The sequence below is a fragment of the Pustulibacterium marinum genome (assembly GCF_900116665.1).
Lineage (GTDB): Bacteria > Bacteroidota > Bacteroidia > Flavobacteriales > Flavobacteriaceae > Pustulibacterium > Pustulibacterium marinum.
Genome location: NZ_FPBK01000011.1, coordinates 25,222 through 42,560, shown reverse-complemented (window position 1 = coordinate 42,560; position 17,339 = coordinate 25,222). Strand labels below are relative to the sequence as shown.

The window sequence follows — 17,339 nt, the reverse complement described above, 5'->3', positions numbered from 1 at the left end:
TCAGACTATGTTAATAAAGGGAAATAAGAGCAAAGCCATAAATTCTTCATATATATTAAAGCCGGCAATTACTAGTATCATCAGCTTTTTAGTACTAGTTGTTATCGGATATTTTATCATTGACCAACAGCAACAACTACTTCAGGAAAAAGAAAGGTTGGAAATGCAAGGAATGTTGGAAGTGACTAAACAAAACGTACAGCAAATTATTCAAAATAGCTATACCGTTGCAGCTTCCTTATCACTTATCATAGATGATAACGGGAACTACCAAAATTTTGAAACAAGTGCAGAAAGACTTTTAAAAAATAACCAAAATATTTCCGCTGTACAGCTAGTTCCTAATGGAATTATTAAAGACACGTATCCAAACCAAGGCAATGAAGCCTCTATAGGTTTAAATCTCTTCGAAACAGAACATACAAAAGATGAAGCTTTTAGAGCAATTGAATTAAGGGAAATGTACTTTGCGGGACCTTTAGAACTTGTACAAGGAGGAACTGCTATAGTTGGTAGACTTCCTATCTATAGAAATCAGAAGTTTTGGGGATTTTCTGCAGTGATTATCAACTTAGATACACTTATAGAAGAATCGGGGCTTCAGAACTTTAATAATAAACGCTATTACTTAAGTCTTTCCAAAATAAATCCGGTTACCTTTAAAGAAGATTTTTTTCTTAAACGCGAAAATAACTTTGAAAAAGCTTTTAAAAAAACTTTACAAATTCCTCAGGGAGATTGGAATATTCAAATTGTTAAAAAAAGGGCTAACAATGATTATCTTTCACTCTATCCTACAATTATTCTATGGACTGTTTTTTGTATTATCTCTAGTGTTTTTCTTTATTTTTTACTTAAAAAGCCTTCAGAATTAGAAAAAGTTATCAAGGATCAAACTGCTATAATTGCAGAAAATGAACGGGAGTTTCAAGCTATTTTTGACCATGCCGGTTTAGGGATTGCTGTAATAAATATTAATACAAGAAAATTTGAAAAGGCAAATTCTCATTTATGTAGCATACTAGGCTGTAGTTTAGAGGATTTAAAAAATGAATCTATACACAAATTTCGGCATCCTGAAGACAACTTCAACTTTGAAAATCTGCTCAGTGAATTAAAAAATGGAGATATCAATGTATTCACCGTAACCAGAAGATTAAAAAGCGTACAAGGGTTAGAGCTTTGGATAAACATTACGGTATCTCCCATGTGGGATAAAGACGAAGAACCTAACTACTATGTAGCGATTATTGAAGATATAACTGAAAAGAAAAAGTCCTATGAACAATTAAAACAAAGCGAAAGTAGATTTAAAAGTCTATTTGATGATTCCCCTATTCCACTAAGAGAAGAGGATCTTTCTGAAGTACAAAATGAATTAAAACGATTGAATATTTGCCACCTTCCATCTACAAAAATCTATAGATACTTTAAAACGCATCCCGAAGAACTCAGAAATTGTATTAGTAAAATAAAAATTATTAATGTAAATAAGGAAACCCTTCGCCTTAGAAATGCAACCAATAAGGAAGTTCTTATCAAAAACTTTACAGATATTATTTCTAAGAATAATACGAGTATTTTAATTAAACAACTCATTACCATTTGTAAGGGAAGAACATTTTTTAGTGGTGAAACAAATATTGTTACTATAAATGGAGAGCATAAAGACGTTCAAGTAAAATGGTATGTGGTACCAGGTTATGAAGGCAATTACAAACGTGTTTTTGTTTCTACTGAAGAAATTACTGCTCAAAAAAATGCCATAAGAGAATTACGTAATTCCCATAAAATATTACTTGAAAGAAATAAAAGACTTCTTGATTTTTCCTATATAACTTCTCATAATTTAAGATCGCACACAAGCAATATTCAAACGATAATTACTACCCTGGATTTTATAGATGATTTGACAGAAAGAAAAGGATTATTCGCTATGCTAAAAGTAGTAGCAGATTCACTTGACGAGACAATCCATAATTTAAATGAAGTCACCAGTATTAGAGCAAATATTAATATTAAAAAAGAGAAGCTTAATCTTTTAAGCTACATCAAAAAATGTCTTGATATTCTTAGTGACAAAATCAAAAGTGAAGACATTCGTATTATTAATCATATAAATTCAGAAGAGTTTATTACATTCAGTACTGCTTATCTTGAAAGTATTTTGCTTAATTTAGTATCAAATGCAATTAAATATAGAGATCCTGAAAAAGATTCTTACGTAGAAATTAGTCTTAAAAATTACAAAGAATATCAAATTCTATATGTAAAAGACAATGGTATCGGAATCGACTTGAAAAAGCATGGTGATAAAATATTTGGCATGTACAAAACATTCTCAGAACACCCAGAAGCAAAAGGTATTGGTTTGTTTATTATCAAAAATCAAATAGAAGCCATGGGAGGAAAAATTGAAGTTGACAGTAAACCAGGCGAAGGATCAACCTTTAAAGTATATATACAAAAATAATGACCGAAACCACTATTTGTATCATTGATGATGATAAAATATATCAATCATTAACTAAAAAAATGTTGCTTCGTTTTCACGAAAACAGTAACATTCTGCAGTTTATGAATGGTAAAGAGGCTTTGGAATATTTTAGATCAAAAATCTACCAAAACGAACATTTACCCAGAATAGTTTTATTAGATATAAACATGCCAGTGATGGATGGATGGGAATTCTTAGGTAAGTTAGAAGAGTTAGAAACCGACTTCAAATCTATAAAAATTCATATTGTATCTTCTTCAATTGCTATTGCCGATATGGAAAAAGCAAAAGGCAATCACAACATTGCCAGCTATATTACCAAGCCTATTCGTTTAGATATCATTAAAAATTTATTTTCATAATTTTCTCACACGCTATTGCAGAATAAAATTTTATTTTTTTACTTTGTTTTTCAAAGTACTTTAAATGGAAACAAAAAATTACTTAAATGATATCACCGAGATTAAGAACATGATGAATCGTTCTTCTCGTTTTATCTCACTCAGCGGACTTTCAGGGATTCTAGCAGGTATCTATGCTTTAGTTGGTGCTGCAGCAGCTCATTTTATGTTACAAGACTTTTTTAGTTCTTATAACAGAGCTACAGTTGGAGATACTACCGATTTTATAGAACTAGAGCTGCATCTAATTCTTGTAGCCATGACTGTTTTGGTGTTGGCTGTAGTTACCGGAATTGTACTTACGTATAGCAAAGCCAAAAAACATAATGCAAAAATGTGGGATGTTTCCAGTAAAAGATTATTAGTTAATTTTCTATTTCCATTGTTAACAGGAGGTGCTTTTTGTTTGATTTTAATTCAGCGTGGTATTGTTAGTCTTATTGCTCCTGCGATGCTCATTTTTTATGGCTTAGCGTGTATCAATGCTAGTAAATTCACTTTTGGCGATATTAAATACTTAGGAGTTATCAATGTAATTTTAGGTTTGATTTCTAGTCAGTTTATTGGTTATGGTTTGTATTTTTGGGCTTTCGGATTTGGTGTTATGCACATCGTTTATGGTAGCATTATGCATTTTAAATACGACAGAAAATAGAACGATTTGGGAATTATCAATAACATAAATAAAGCTTTTGATCACAGAATAAGACTTGGCATTATGTCGATTCTGATGGTGAATGAATATGCAGAATTCACTATGCTGAAAGAATTGCTGGAAGCCACCGACGGTAATTTGGCGAGTCATTTAAAAGCGTTGGAAAAAGCCGAATTTATTGAAGTTCAGAAACAATTTGTTGGGCGTAAACCTAATACTCGCTATTTAGTTACAACTTTGGGAAGAGCTGAATTTCAGAAACATATAGATGCGTTAGAAAAATTGATCAAAGGAACTTAAAAAATTTTAATCAAACACTTTGAAATTCAAAGTACTTTAAATAATTCATCATGAAAAAATTTATCCTCATCTGCGCTGCTTTACTCTTTAGTTATTTGTTCCATTCACAAACTATGGGAATCAATGCACTATTGTTTATTGGAATACTATTATATCACAGCAATCTCATTACAAAAGTTGCTAAGAGTTATGCCGTTGCAACTGTAATAACTGCTATTTCTGTGGCTATCAACCCGTCTGCGTCTTCTTTGGTAGTGCTCTTTTTAACCACACTTACTTTTATAGGCATACAACACAGCACAAAACTTTCAGTTTACTTGGCCATTTTTCAAGGGTTTTTAACCAGTATTTTTGGAGCCTTTCAGCAATGGAGTCAGCCAAAGGAAAAAGGTGAAACACAAGAAAGTAATGCGAAGTTCTGGTTTATCTCGGCCATTATCATCATTCCTGTAGTACTTATTTTTTTAATGCTTTATAAAAGTTCGAATCCTATTTTTAGTGATTGGATAGATCAAATCGATTTAAGTTTTATCAGTTTTGGATTTCTGTTCATGGCGCTTTTGGGTTTCATTTTTTTCAAAGCAATTCAACATCCATTTTTAAAAGATGAAATAGAAAAGTTAGAGCTACAAACTCAGTTACCACTGCTTGCATCAGAAACCATTGAAGAAGAAACACATCAGAAAAAACTAAAAAACGAACAGCTTCAAGCTAGTATTTTAATTGGAATTCTGAATGTGATGCTGTTTCTATTTCTTATTAGTGATGTCTTGTTATATCAAAATTCGGAAGCCTTACAATCCTTTTCTCAAAATGTACATAGCGGTATTAATACCTTGATTACTTCTATCATTTTAGCTGTGATTATCATTAGTATTTATTTTAGAGGCGATCTGAATTTCTACCAAGAAAATTCAACCCTGAAGAAAATCACCTATGGATGGATTTTTCTAAATATTCTATTGGTTGTAAGCACACTTTACAAAGACTGGCTCTATGTTTCGGTACACGGCCTTACCTATAAACGCATTGGTGTTTTTGTGTATTTAACGCTAGTGATTGCAGGTTTGTACAATACGTTTAGAAAAGTAAAAACTCAACAACCTATTTGGTTTGTAGTTCGAAAAACATTCAGCTTCGGATTTGTATTTTTTGTAGTGCTTTCGCTAGTTCCTTATGGAAAATTAGTCACTGTTTACAACATCAAACACGCGCCGAATTTGAATATAGAATACCTATTAACCTTGCCGGAAGACAACAGTGTTATTCTTTGGGAAAACAAGGAATATGTTAAACAAAGAACAGGAAATGATTATAGTAAAAAGCTTCATAAACGCTACTATAACTACCAAACCAATCTAGAAACCAGAGATTGGCAATCGTACAGCTTGGACAATTTCATCTATTCAAAATAAAAACAAAATTGCTATGAGAAGAAAACTTGTTATTTGGATGTTTGAACATTCGCAACGCATCTATACCCGATTTTTTAAAAGAAAACACATCCCATGGGGAATTTCAACCGAAATGCTTCTTGCCTATCCTAGCAACTCTTTTGGATATCATTTAGGTGATTTTTTAAACCGAAATGGATTTGAATTGATTTCGAAAGTAGAGCGCCATGATGCCTATCATGTACTCACACAGTTTGGAACGGAAGTGGAAGACGAAATTGCACTGCAATTTTTGTGCATGGGTAACGGTAAAAAAAGTATGTATATGTACGGCGCCATCATCTTAGGAGCATTGATTTTACCTGAGTTTTACAAGTATTACCAGTTATCCTATCACATAGGAAAAGAAGCCAACACCTTTCACCAATTTGAATACAAACACTTATTGAAGCTGGATTATGACTTCTTTAGATCGGCTATTTTTAGTAAAGAAATAGAAGCAATTCAACACACCAAATTACAAGAATTGAAGCAAAGCTATAAAACTGTACCTGCTCTAAATACGATTTAAACATGGTGAAAAGAATTTTAAACCCGATACATTTGGTCATTGGCGCTACCGGAGCTATTGCATTTTTATTATTGTTGATACGCGTCAAACAATCTCAATCGGTTTTTTTACTTTTTCTAATCTGGAATCTATTTTTAGCGTATGTTCCGTTGATAATAAGTAATGTGATTACCTACTTTAAATTGAAAAAATTCTCATTACCCATGTCGCTCATCGGTTGGCTATTATTTTTGCCAAATGCACCCTACATTATTACAGATTTTATCCATCTTCATAAAAGCAGTACTTTCTTTTGGTTAGATGCTTTTTCTATTGGCTTCTTTGCTTTGAGTGGCTTCCTAGCCGGAATATTTTCTTTGATACAAATTCAATACTATTTGCAAGCTTACTTATCCAAAAGATTTATCAATATTATCACATGGATTATCAGCTTTGCTAGTGGCTTTGGCATTTACTTGGGTAGATTTTTACGATGGAACAGTTGGGATATTTTGCAGCATCCGTTAGCACTTATCAAAGATATTCTACGCATCATTATACAACCACATACACATCAACTTGCCTGGGGCGTGACCGTAGGGTTCGGGGGATTGTTCATCTTTTGTTATGTCCTGTTGTACAATTCTGTACAACCAAAAAAGGAGTAGCTTTTCTGCTACTCCTTAATTTTTTATTTCAATATAAAACTTCAAAATAATAAGTATTTTCGTATATTTAATATCGAATCAAAAACGAATTAGATGAAAAAACTTATGATTGCTGTTGCAGCCACAGCTACACTCTTGTCTTGTCAAGAAGAAAAAGAAGCAAAAACCGGAAAAGACTTTGGTGCCTTGCATATTTCTAAAGCAATGCCCATTCCTGGAGAAACAATTGAGTTAAGCTATCTGGCTGATAGTATTACTATCTTAGAAAGTATTTATCAATACTATGTAAACAATAAATATTACACCGAAGATCTCGATTTTAAACAAACAGAAGATCAATGGAAAGCCTCCATCGCTATTCCCGATTCTGCCACTTTAGTTGCTATCAGTATTAAAGCAAATGAAAAGGTTGATAATAATAAAGGAGAAGGATTTATAATTCCGCTATACAATGATGAAAACAAACTTGTAAAAGGTTCTAAAGCTTCCAAAGGAGCATTTTATCATTTCAATACTTCCAACAAACACTTTGACCTTAAAAAAGAAACCGATTCCGTATTAGCTTTGATGGATGAAGATTTTAAAACTGATAAAACACTAGAAAGTAGTTTTGATAACATTTATCTAAGACAATTAAAAAATAAAGACAAAGCTAGCTATAATGCCTATTTATTAGAGCGAATAAAATATTATGAAGAGAAAAATGAGTTGAATGAAAAAGAAATAGCCAAGCTTGCTTTGTTCTATGAAATCAATAAACAAGAAGATAAATTAGATTCTATAAACCCAATCATTGCAAAAAAATATCCACAAAGTTTAGCATCAAGTGAGTTATTCTACAAAGATTTTATGGAAGCAAAAGATTTAGATGGAAAGTCAAAAGTTGTTGATGATTATTTAGCAACTATGGGATCTCATTCAAATCTTAATTATACCAATTTCTTTTTACAAAGCTTGGCTAACGCTTATGAGAAAGAAGGCGACACTGAAAAAGCAAATTATTATTATAAAAAAATGACACCAGATACTTATGCACGAGTACTAAATTCAAAAGCTTGGGCATTAGCAGAAAAAGGTGAAGAGTTGGAAAAAGCAAAAGAGATGTCAAAAAAATCTTTAGCACTTTTAACCACGTCTATGAACAGTCCTAAAGCAGACACGTATTATTATTATTCTCCTAAACAATACAAGGAATCCTTGTCATCTACGTACGCGATGTATGCTGATACCTATGGACTAATTAATTATAAATTAGGCGATCTTAAAACAGCTATTGAATATCAAAAAAAGGCAGTAGAAGGTGATCAATCACCCGAAATTAACGAGCGTTATGTTCAGTTTTTAGTAGCTGACAAGCAATTTGAAAAAGCAAAAGAACAAGCAGAAATTGCAATTAAAGAGGGAAAAGCTACAGCAAAAACAAAAGAATATTACCATACGGCCTACAAGGAAGTTAATAGCAATGAAAAAGACTTTGAAACTACTTTGGCTGGTTTAGAAGATTTAGCAAAACAAAAAATGCTAAACGACTTAAAATCTGAAATGATCAACAAAAAATCGCCCGATTTTGCTTTCAATGATTTAGAAGGAAATAAGATAGACCTTAAAAGTCTTAAAGGAAAAACTGTTGTTTTAGATTTTTGGGCAACTTGGTGCGGGCCGTGTAGGGCTTCTTTCCCTGGTATGCAAACAGCTGTGACCAAATACAAAGACAACCCAGACGTAGCCTTTATCTTTGTAGATACTTTTGAAAATGGTAAAGATAGAAACCAAAGTGTAGCTGATTTTATTGAAAAAAACAATTACAGTTTCCATGTGGGTATTGATCAGCATGATGAGGAATCAGGAAAATACAATACGGCCAACTCTTTTGGGATAACCGGAATTCCTACTAAAATAATCATTGGTCCTGATGGTACCTGGAATTTCACCAAAGTAGGTTATAGCGGCAACAACGATGCCTTAGTGAAAGAAATTGATATGATGATTGACTTATCAAAGTCTTAAAAAAACAGCTCTTTTCATAAAAAAGGAGTAGCTTTTCTGCTACTCCTTTCTTTTATATTTTTGATTGATTTTATTCTTTGCCGTCTACAAAATCTTGTAAATACGCGTATCGCTCAGTAAGTTTTCCATTTTGCGTCATTCTGGCTCTTTCTAAAACGCCATTTTTATCATTATTGAAAAAAGCAGGAATCACGTATTTTACAAACATCTCTCCAAAACCTTCACTAGCATCTGCAGGTAATTCACAAGGTAAATTATCTACCGCCATCACTGCAATAGCTTTTTCATCCATAAAATCAGTTTCTGATTCTGTCTCAGGATCGTATCCGTAAATAGGATCTGCAATGGTAGAAGGTTTTATGGTACAAGCAACAGGTCCGTCAATATCACAACTTACATCGGCCACTACTTTGATCTTGAACTTTTCATTTTTGGCATCTTCTCTGGTGAACAAATACGGCGCACCATCTCCAAAGAAATGGCCGGCAATGTAAAAGTCCGTTACTTTGGCAAAACGCATAAAATTGGATTCATACGCTTCCGGATGTTGGTAGAAATCTGTTCTTCCTAAATGCTGCCCATCTTTGCGTTTGTTGTATTCCAAAACATCTATTTGACAATATACAGGTTCTTCAAAAGTATGGTGCAAATACTCATTCACCGTAACTTTTTTTAGTTCCATAGCATCGAGCATTTCCTTTGCGCCATTCCCTACTCTTCCTTTTCCGGTTAATAAAATCTTCAGGTTTTGAGGTAATTTTGATTTGATATGATTCAATTCTGAAATCAGCCCTTTTTGATTTGGTAAACTTTCAGCTTTTGGTAAATCAAACGCTCTATATTTTAATCCAACTGTTCTAAAACCGTTATAGGCGCCAACAATTCCGGCATATCTACCAAAGGCTACCAAACGTTGACCATTTTCTTTGGTAATCACTTCATGGTCATACAATTCTATATTTTTCTCCAAAATTGTTTGTAACAAACCTCTATTATAAGGCTGTTTTTTAATGGTGTGCGAAAAGAAAAAATATTTTTTATTTGGAATCAATGCTTCCATTGGGACTTCTTTCACTCCAAGTAATACATCACAATCAGAAACATCATCAGTAATTGAACAACGAGCCTTTTCATAAGCATCTTCCAAAAAAACTCGAATAGGAGAACGTTCAACAGCAATAGAAGCTTTTGGAAATTTCTTTAATAAAACTTCACAAGCTTCTGGTGACAATACCACTCTTCTATCGGGTGGATTTTTTCGTTCTCTAATGATTCCAAATTTCATATGATTGGTTTTAGGTATTACTACAAATTTAACTGGAATGTGATTGGTTTGCAATTTTTAAATTGACAGAATCCAATAAACATAGCCTTTTCAATAGTTATCATCATAAATTAGCCTTAAGTTGATACCTCTAACAAAATTTTAGTATTGGATATTTCATCATATCTATTATTTACAATACATTTGCTACCCTTTTATATAAAAGGAAGTTCTTTTACAAAACTTTAATGGGGTCGACTGGTTTTGACAGCGAGTCTAATTGAGGTGTAAGCATGCCGAGCTATGGAAGTAATGCTCGTAAATCTCTATTCCAACCATTTTAAATGGCGAGAATAACTACGCTCTAGCTGCGTAATCTGAATTTATAGTAGGATTAACGCCACGTTTCCGCAAGGCGGAAAGGCTGGATGTCTCTGGATAGCCCTTGTTGACGGCGATCTTTTTTGAGGCACCATAAAAGTCAACATAGAAACGGATCTTGCTTCGGTGAAGTTTCAAATCTCTCAGAAGCTAAGCGTGTAGTGGGCGGTTTTCGGTCAGTTGCGCGTCGACAATTAAACGAAGACTAAGCATGTAGAAAGCATTTTGGTTGCTTGTTTGGACGAGAGTTCGATTCTCTCCGACTCCACTTTTTATACTCCAAACAACTTTAAAAACCCTGTAATCGTATGATTTACAGGGTTTTTCATTTTTATAGGTGTCATAAAATAGCAAATAAAATCATATTTAGCGACACCTATATGGATACCCCCCTGATACCCACCAAAGGGGGTGTCGCTAAAGCACTAAAAACGTTGTTTTACAGCATTTTACAAATGTTAAAGCATTTTGATTATTGAGTTGATTTTTTCAATTTTAGATCAAATTCTTATATAACTTTTTAATGTAAATGCTTATGAAGACGGATTATCATGTACACTTTTATTTAAAATTAGCTAAGAAAAATAAAGCTGGTTTTGTTCCCATTATCCTTAGATTGGTTGTTAATGGACAAAGAGCAGAGTATAGTATCTCCCGTAGAATTGATCCCAAGCTATGGAATGCCAATAGCGAAAAAGTCAATGGCAACAATCGTGATGCCAAAGAGATTAACGACCATATCTCTAATTTAAAACACAAACTCAACAGAATCCATCAATCCTATATTGATTCAGATACTGAAGTAACCGTAAAAAACTTCATGTATGACCTTAGAGGAGGTTCCAATATCAAATCTAAATTGTTATTAGCCGTTTTCGAGGAACATAACAAACGAATGGACACCTTGGTAGACAAAGACATCAGTGCTTCTACAGCAAGCCGCTATTGGACTTGTTACAGCCATTTAGAAGCCTTTATCAAAGAAGAATACAAAAATGATGATTATCGATTGAATGACATTGATTATCAATTCATCAATAAGTTAGAGTATTATTTAAAAACGGTACGCAAGTGTAACCACAACTCTACGCTTAAATACATCAATAACTTTAAAAAAATTATTCGAATAGCATTGGCCAATGGTTGGATGGAAAGAGATCCCTTCTACAATTACAAAGCCCAATTCAAACCCGTAGAAAGAGAATTTCTAACACAAGAAGAAATCGTGATCTTGTATGAAAAAGACTTGCATTTTGATCGTTTACGCATTGTACGCGATATGTTTCTATTTTCCTGTTATACCGGTTTGGCTTATGCTGATGTGAAGAAGTTAACCACTGATGATATCATTAAAGGAATTGACGGTTACCAATGGATTAAAACCAAACGAACCAAAACGGATTCGGTAAGTAGCATTCCTTTACTTCCCATGGCTATGGAAATTTTAAAGAAATATCAGGATCATCCAGAAGTCAAACGAGGTCCTTATATTTTACCGGTATTAAGTAACCAGAAGTCCAATGCGTTTCTTAAAGAAATAGCTGAACTCTGTGGCATTAAGAAGAACCTAACCACACACTTAGCACGTCACACCTTTGCCACAACTGTCACGCTTTCTAATGGCGTTCCTATTGAATCTGTAAGTCGCATGTTGGGGCATAAATCCTTACGAACTACGCAACACTATGCCAAAATAGTAGATCGTAAAATCAGTGATGATATGAGTATGTTACGAGCTAAATTACATCCGGAAAGTGAACAAAAGAAAGATAAAAAGAAGTAAAACTAGCTATTTACGATAAAGTTATAAAATATTTTATAAACCTACTATCCATTTGAATTAGGTACGATTACTTGCCGGTGTAAAACGTTGTGAGTATACCATTAAAAAGAATTAAAAAAGCCTGATGCTGTTGAAACATCAGGCTAAAAAAACAAAACTTTAAAGGTATCTTATTGAGGCCCTTGATTAGCCGTTGTTGGCCAATTGGGGTTTTGATAAATAGGTGAACTATCTACATTATTACCTTCTGATGTAATTAAGAAATGTTGTATTGCTATTGGTTCTAAATAATGAGCCATGTTCCAACGATATCCGTTGTAAACCAGTTCATTTCCTGTTTTTTCATATGGACGTAAATATTCGCTGGTTGAAGGGGCTGATACATTTGAAGTTCCCGTTCCGTAGGTGAGATCATCATACCAATCTTGCATTGGTCCCCACAATTTAAAACCTTCAATATGGTAAGGGTCATTAACCATTTGATCCATAGCGCGCCATCTTTTGAGATCCATGTAACGAAGTCCTTCAGCCATTAATTCATTTCTACGTTCTCTTCTAATGTTGTATAAAGTTGGAGCAATTAAAGTTCCTCCGGAATATGCTCCCCAATCTCCTTGACCTTCTATATTCATATTTGTAGCAGAAATGGTAGCCTGATAATCTATATTTACCATGGCTCTTTGTCTTATTGCATGCCAATATTGAGCGGCCGTACCATTAATTCCTCCTGTTCTTTCATAACTAGCTTCCATATAATTTAAATATGCCTCTACTGCTCTGAAAACAATTGAACCTGTGGCTCCACCTCCATTAACAGTTTGTGCTTGATCATACGAAAGTCCCTTGCGTATTGTATATCCGGTAGAATATCCTTGTTCTGGATTAGAATTGGTAATATCTGGAATTGGCTCTATTGGTGTAGCATGGTCACCTTCTGAAGCTTCGTATAGAACATTAACTTGATCTGGCTCTTTTAGAAACAACCACAGTCTTCCATCTCTATTCTCACGCACATCACTAATATAATCATCTCCCTGATAACCTGATCCTGATGCATAAATTGGTAACCCATTGCTCATTAAAAAAGAATCTACCATTCCTTTGGTTAATCCTACTCCATTATTCCCTAATTGAGCATATACCGGTACATTATGAGTAACCCCCAAACCTCTGTCATAATCTCTCCACAAAAGTACTTCATCATATCCACTCATATCAACATCGCTAAACATATCAAAATACTGATTGTTAGCATCGGTCAAAGACTGTTGTAATACTCCATTGTTTGCGATTAAGGAGTGTGCACTGGCTACTTCTTCTGAAGCTTCCATAGCCTGATCTAACAACCAATTAATTTCGCTATTGATATCGCCTGAAGGATACATATATCCTTGATTATATGATTTTTCCGCCCCAGGCCATCCCGGACCATTGGGAACAAACGCCGTGTTTTGAAAATACTTTAACCAAGTCCCTTCATACAATGCTACTCTCGATTTAAACAACAGTGCACAATCTCTTGACAATCTGTTTTTACTTCCGTCTGGAGACGACGTTTGTAACAGTTCTATTGCTCTATCCAAATCTTCCAAGATAAAACGAACCACTTCTGTTTGAGGCATTCTTTGACTTGCTTCGGTAAGAATGGATAAATCATCCGGAAGCACTTCTTCTACAATAGGAAAATCGCCAAAGGCCATTACCTTATTAAAGTATTCAAATGCTCTGAAAAAGTACATCTCACCAATGTAATGTTCAATCATAGCACTGTTACCTATGATCTCGTTGTTTTCCCATCTAGGAACTACGGCATTTAAAAAATAATTACAACGGTAAATATTACTAAAACTCCAGTTACCTCCACTTTGTGGCACTCGCCATTGCCCTGGTACAAACCGGTTATTGTAACTCATGTCTGCCATGTTATCTGTGTCGGCATCAATCCCAAAAGTACCAAAACTCCAATTTGCATGCGAAGGTAGCATCCCATACATTTCTACAGAATAAGCGGCCAATTGTGATTCTTCTTGCAGATATTCTTCAGGAGTTACAGAAGATAAAGGTGGTCTGTCTAAATAATCTTCGGTACAACTCATCAACATTAGTAGGCTGACGAGTACTATATGTAGTTTATTCGTATTTTTCATTTTTTAGTAGTTTAAGTTAAGTCCAAAAGCAATGGTTCTAGAAATAGGATATACGTTTCCTCCATACCCACTGTCAATAGTTTCAGGATCAAAAATTTCACTCAAATTAGTAAGAGTCCATAAATTTTCGCCAGAAACATACAAACGTAATTTGGTCATTTTTAGCTTTTCTGTAACACTAGATGGTAATGTATATCCGATTTGTAAATTCTTGAGACGCATGTAAGAAGCATCTTGAAGATATCTGGTTTGTGTCTGATGGTTTTTACCACTGAATACCGGTCTTGGATAATAAGAATCTAAATTTTGACCAAGTGGATGATCTGCATCTGGTCTAAAATAATCTCTGTGCTGTTCAAAACCAGTTGACCACCAAATTCCGGAAGAAGAAGCTCCCCAAAAATAGTAGCTACCTTGCCAGTAATCTCTTTTCATAATTCCTTGGAAAAAAGCTCTGACATCAAAACCTTTGTAATCGGCACTCAAAGTAAATGAAAATGGAAATCTTGGTGTATTGTTTCCTATTTTTCTCATGTCGCCCGCATCGCCTTCTGTATAAGCTCCACTATCAATTCTGCCATCGCCATTTAAATCACGATACATAATATCTCCTGCAGCCCATTGATTACCTAAGGCATCTTGTCCTCCGTTTGGCAAACTTTCTAAATGAGATTGCATTTGCTCGTCAGATTGTGCTATACCAATAGTTTCATATCCCCAAATTTCCCCCATCATTTGCCCTTGTCTGTATGTTCCTAAATCTCCCGTTAAATTAGGATAACGTGTGATTTTTGTTTGAGAGTCTGATAATGTTAGCTGAATTTGGTAACCAAAACCACTTTCAAAGCGCTGTTTCCAAGAAGCTGTAAACTCAAATCCATAAGTTTCTAAATCGGTATTATTGGTATCTGGTACGCCTACTCCTAAAATTGCAGGAAGTTCTGGAGCCGGACCAACCATATCTAAAGTTTTTCTGTTAAACCAGTCAAAACTTGCTGTTAGTTTATTATCAAATGCTGAAAAATCTACCCCTAAGTTAAAAGATTGAATACGCTCCCACGTCATACTTTGGCTTACCAATCCTGGTGCATTTGAAGTGTTTGGCTGTGCACCATTAATCAACCAACTACCATTGGCCGTCCCAACAGGCATAGTTACATACGTTGGATACCAATTTTGGGTATTTTGATTTCCTAATTCTCCCCAAGATCCTCTCAATTTCAACATGTTTACATCTTCTGAAATATTAGACCAAAAATCTTCGTTAGCAATATTCCACCCTAGAGAGAAAGAAGGAAACATTTTCCAACGTAAATCATCTCTAAACCTGGATGTTCCATCGTATCGAGCATTTACTTCTAATAAATATTTTCCGTCATAATCATAATTCAAACGACCAAAGAAACCTTGTGTAGCCCAGTTTTGATATTGCCCTGCAACATAAGGTGCTACAATGTTTCCGTTACTATCAGTTCCTGAAGTAAGATCTAACACTGGAGAAGAAGCTATGATTACTCCTGCTCTTTCGGCAGTGATATTGCGATACTTATTAAGTTCTGATTGCATCCCCACCATAATTTCAGCATTGTGTTTTTCGTTAAACGTTTTGCTATACTTTGTGTAAAGGTTTGTAGTAAAGTAGTTTTCTCTATAAGCGTATTCGTGTACGTTTGAATTTAAATTGTATAGATAAGGGTTTCCGTCAACATCATGATTATAGGTTTGCAATACATCCCAATGTCTAAAATCATTCTGAGTTCGGTAATTAAAGTTTCCAAAAATCTCCCAACCTTCTATGGGGTTCAGCACTAATTGAATTTGCTGATATAACCAATCTTTTTGAGATTCATCTCTACCTCCATCTCTAATGCCTAATGCAGGTGAAGGTGACGAATACATGAATCCATTAGGATCATAAATAGGTAATGTTGGCCATCCCTGACGAGCTAAATCCTGAAAAAAACCATCGTTTAATGCAGAAGGTCTTCCAAAATCTTCACGTACAAAACGGGTACTTACGTTTACTTTGGCCCAATCTGTTAGCTTAGCATCTAATTTAATAGTGGTGGTATATCTTTTAAACAAATCTCTATTAAATTGCATTAACCCTTTTTGATCTAAATAGTTTCCTGAAAAATAATATGTAATCGCTTCTCCTCCACCACGAACACTCATATTGTGCTCTTGAGAAAAAGAACTGTCTCGGTACAAAGCATCGTACCAGTCTACATTGGCATTTCCGCCAGCATATCCATCCATCCAACGCTGAGGATTGTTTGGGTTTACAATGGTTGTAGCTGTTAATTGACCACTTTGATAATCTTGAATTCTTTGCAACCACTCATCATTGAAAAACGGACTGGCTCCCCCATTAATGTTTGCATCGTTAAAGAATAAAGCAAATGAATACGAATCCATCATATCGGGCATATTAATAGGCGATGAAATCCTGAAACTATTGCTATAATTTACGGCAGGAATACCTTTAACACCTTTTTTAGTAGTAATCAAAATAACACCAAACGGAGCTCTTGAACCATAAATAGAAGAAGCGGCAGCATCTTTAAGAACCGATACACTTTCAATATCTTGCGGGTTAATAGCATTGATATCCCCTTCCATACCATCTATCAAAACCAACGGCCCGCCGGTTGAACCTGCACCAATGGTAGCCACACCACGAATGTTGATACTTGCTCTGTTTTCTAAACTACCACCAGTAGATGTAATGTTTAAACCTCCTATAGTTCCTTGGAGCATATCTGCTGCTGTTTGTACCGGCCTTGATTCAAAAACTTCAGAATCTACAGAGCCAACAGCACCTGTTAAATTCACTTTCTTTTGTGTTCCGTAACCAACAACCACAACTTCTTCTAGCAAATTATCTTCTTGAAGATTCACCTGAATGGTTGTTTGACCGTCTAAAGGGACTTCTTTTGTTTTAAAACCTACGTAAGAAACAATCAAAACAGCATTTGCACTGGTTACTTTTAAGGTAAAATTTCCATCAAAATCAGTTGCTGTACCGTTAGAAGTATTCTTTTCTACCACCGAAGCTCCCATTAAAGGAATCTTGTCTCCTTCTGCTATTACTGTTCCAGTTAGGGTGATTTCTTGATCTTGAGCAAAAGCCGAATGACAGAGACCACCTGCAAAAAACATTACCAAACTGAACAGCAAATATCTTTGCAAACAGCTTAGTAATAAACGTTCGTACTTGATTTGTAAATTCATAATTAAATATTTAGTTAGCTAATGGACGACTAAAACGATTTCGTTAGCTGTTAAATTT

At 34.5% G+C, this 17,339-nt stretch carries 12 protein-coding genes and 1 other RNA gene; 10 read left to right on the top strand and 3 right to left on the bottom strand.

Going from position 1 to position 17,339, the window contains the following annotated elements; all coding sequences use genetic code 11:
• The first annotated feature begins 7 nt into the window (after positions 1-7).
• The 8 genes from BM383_RS13640 (at position 8) to BM383_RS13605 (ending at position 8,472) form a co-directional block, all read left to right on the top strand.
• Entirely contained in the window at positions 8-2,473 is a 2,466-nt protein-coding gene (locus BM383_RS13640; RefSeq protein WP_093025701.1) for a PAS domain S-box protein, read from the top strand.
• Positions 2,473-2,859: a response regulator gene (locus BM383_RS13635; RefSeq protein WP_093025700.1), complete on the top strand. Its 387-nt coding sequence runs from the start codon at positions 2,473-2,475 to the stop codon at positions 2,857-2,859. The genes BM383_RS13640 and BM383_RS13635 overlap by 1 nt, the downstream gene beginning before the upstream one ends.
• Before the next feature lie 64 nt (positions 2,860-2,923).
• Complete coding sequence (locus BM383_RS13630) at positions 2,924-3,553, top strand: hypothetical protein (protein ID WP_093025699.1); 630 nt, start codon at positions 2,924-2,926, stop codon at positions 3,551-3,553.
• Positions 3,554-3,559: 6 nt separating this feature from the next.
• The gene (locus BM383_RS13625; protein WP_093025698.1) at positions 3,560-3,853 is read left to right on the top strand and encodes a winged helix-turn-helix domain-containing protein; all 294 of its coding nucleotides are present in this window, start codon (positions 3,560-3,562) and stop codon (positions 3,851-3,853) included.
• Between the two features lie 50 nt (positions 3,854-3,903).
• Positions 3,904-5,268, top strand: a complete 1,365-nt coding sequence (locus tag BM383_RS13620) for a DUF4153 domain-containing protein (RefSeq protein WP_093025697.1) — start codon at positions 3,904-3,906, stop codon at positions 5,266-5,268.
• Positions 5,269-5,281: 13 nt separating this feature from the next.
• Positions 5,282-5,818 carry a Coq4 family protein gene (locus BM383_RS13615; protein WP_143106422.1) on the top strand — a complete coding sequence of 179 codons (537 nt, stop codon included), beginning with the start codon at positions 5,282-5,284 and terminating at the stop codon, positions 5,816-5,818.
• Between the two features lie 2 nt (positions 5,819-5,820).
• The gene (locus BM383_RS13610; protein ID WP_093025696.1) at positions 5,821-6,465 is read left to right on the top strand and encodes a DUF1361 domain-containing protein; all 645 of its coding nucleotides are present in this window, start codon (positions 5,821-5,823) and stop codon (positions 6,463-6,465) included.
• 93 nt (positions 6,466-6,558) lie between these two features.
• Positions 6,559-8,472, top strand: coding sequence for a redoxin domain-containing protein (locus BM383_RS13605; protein WP_093025695.1), 1,914 nt, complete (start codon positions 6,559-6,561; stop codon positions 8,470-8,472).
• Between the two features lie 70 nt (positions 8,473-8,542).
• Here BM383_RS13605 and BM383_RS13600 read toward each other — a convergent pair whose 3' ends face one another.
• Positions 8,543-9,757 (bottom strand): NAD(P)-dependent oxidoreductase, encoded by a 1,215-nt coding sequence (locus tag BM383_RS13600; RefSeq protein ID WP_093025694.1) that lies wholly within the window; start codon positions 9,755-9,757, stop codon positions 8,543-8,545.
• 229 nt (positions 9,758-9,986) lie between these two features.
• Here BM383_RS13600 and ssrA point away from each other — a divergent pair.
• Positions 9,987-10,388: a transfer-messenger RNA gene (ssrA, locus tag BM383_RS13595) on the top strand.
• Positions 10,389-10,652: 264 nt separating this feature from the next.
• Entirely contained in the window at positions 10,653-11,900 is a 1,248-nt protein-coding gene (locus tag BM383_RS13590; protein ID WP_093025693.1) for a site-specific integrase, read from the top strand.
• 170 nt (positions 11,901-12,070) lie between these two features.
• On the opposite strand, the gene BM383_RS13585 is transcribed toward BM383_RS13590, so the two are convergent.
• Together BM383_RS13585 and BM383_RS13580 are read right to left on the bottom strand one after the other, a co-directional pair.
• Positions 12,071-14,047 carry a RagB/SusD family nutrient uptake outer membrane protein gene (locus BM383_RS13585; RefSeq protein WP_093025692.1) on the bottom strand — a complete coding sequence of 659 codons (1,977 nt, stop codon included), beginning with the start codon at positions 14,045-14,047 and terminating at the stop codon, positions 12,071-12,073.
• Positions 14,048-14,050: 3 nt separating this feature from the next.
• A complete protein-coding gene (locus BM383_RS13580) occupies positions 14,051-17,281 on the bottom strand; it encodes a SusC/RagA family TonB-linked outer membrane protein (protein ID WP_245766589.1) in 3,231 nt (1,076 codons plus the stop codon).
• Positions 17,282-17,339: the final 58 nt, after the last annotated feature.